A 1,528-nucleotide genomic window follows, 5' to 3' on the forward strand; every position below is an offset into this window, starting at 1 on the left:
GTCCGGCGCCGGAACAGCGACGTCAGGAACCGCGCCCCCGCGCCGAGGGCGGTGAACCAGGCAATGCTTCCCAGGCCGGCCCCGGCGGCGAACCACCAGCGCCCGGCTTCGCCCTGGGCGGCAGCGAGGGACCCGAGCAGCAGCACCGTGTCCAGGTAGACGTGCGGGTTCAGCCAGGTGAAGGCCAGGCAGGTGCCAAGGACGGCGGCGCGGCCGGCAGCGGGCTTGTTGCCGGGATCCTCCATCTGCTCCCCGCGGACCGCACGCCGGGCCGCGAGCGCCCCGTAGGCAAGGAGGAACGCGGCCCCGGCCCACCGGATCACGACGAGGGCAGCGGGCGCCCGGTCCAGGAGGATGCCGATGCCCGCGACGCCCAGCAGGATCAGCACGAGGTCCGAGACCGCGCAGACTGCCACCACCATGACGACGTGCGAGCGCTGGATGCCCTGCCGGAGGACAAAAGCGTTCTGCGCGCCGATGGCAACGATGAGGGACAGCCCGGCGGAGAGACCGGAAAACAGGGGAAGGATCACCACTCCACGGTAGGCGCCCGCCGAAGATGAAACCAGTTAAAGTTTATGCTGATACGTAAGATGGGCTAATGATGGAGATCACCCCCGAACAGGCCCGGACGCTGGCCGCGATTCTGACGCACGGGAGCTTCGACGCCGCGGCCGCGCACCTGTCCGTGACGCCGTCGGCGATCAGCCAGCGGGTCCGGGCACTCGAGACCGCCGTCGGGCGGCCGGTCCTGACCCGGGCGCGGCCGCCCGGACTCACGGAGTCCGGCGAGGCCGTGGTGCGATTCGCCCGGCAGCTGGAAATGCTCTCTGCGGACCTGGCCGAGGAACTGCAGCCGGAGCACCCCCGCGGAGGGACGCGCCTGACGCTGGTGATCAACAGCGATTCCTTGCACACCTGGGCGTTGGCCGGCCTCGCGGCGGCCAGTGACAACGTCCAGCTCGAGATCCTGCGAGAAGACCAGGAGCACTCGTTGGACCTGCTGCGCGCCGGAGCCGCCGCGGCCGCCATCACGGAAACAGCCCAGCCCGTGCCCGGCTGCTCATCGAGCAAGCTGGGCACCATGCGCTATTTGCCGGTGTGCGCTCCGGACTTCGCCCGCCGCTGGTTTGGGGCGGGTGCGACCGGCGCGACCCTCGCCGCCGCTCCCGTTGTGGTCTTCGACCGCAAGGACGACCTGCAGGACCGCTGGCTGCGCCGGGTCAGCCGGGCCTCCCTGCAGCCCCCGCGCCACTATGTCCCGGCCGCCCAGGAGTTTGGCGATGCCATCCGCTGGGGCATGGGCTGGGGCATGATGCCCGAAATCGAAATCGGCGAGGACCTGCTGGCCGGCAGGCTCGAGGCCCTCGCCCCGCAAGCGCACGTGGACGTTGCCCTCTACTGGCAGCAGTGGCGGCGCGGCTCGGCGGCGCTGAACGACGTCGCGGCCGCTGTCCGGACGGCGGCGCGCGTCCTGCGCTGAGGCCATTCGGGATGTTGGCAGGATCTCGACTCTGTCTCTTATACA

At 70.7% G+C, this 1,528-nt stretch carries 2 protein-coding genes; one reads left to right on the forward strand and one right to left on the reverse strand.

The genetic code is table 11. The annotated features are described in order from the left end of the window. Window positions 1-533, reverse strand: a 533-nt coding sequence (locus LQV45_RS31605; RefSeq protein ID WP_230011362.1) for a LysE/ArgO family amino acid transporter, incomplete at its 3' end; no start/stop codon positions are given. A gap of 68 nt (window positions 534-601) precedes the next feature. Between LQV45_RS31605 and LQV45_RS31610 the strand changes: the two genes are divergently transcribed. Beyond that, complete coding sequence (locus LQV45_RS31610) at window positions 602-1,483, forward strand: ArgP/LysG family DNA-binding transcriptional regulator (protein WP_230011364.1); 882 nt, start codon at window positions 602-604, stop codon at window positions 1,481-1,483. The last annotated feature ends 45 nt before the right edge of the window (window positions 1,484-1,528 follow it).

The sequence above is a fragment of the Microbacterium sp. Bi128 genome (genome assembly GCF_918698205.1).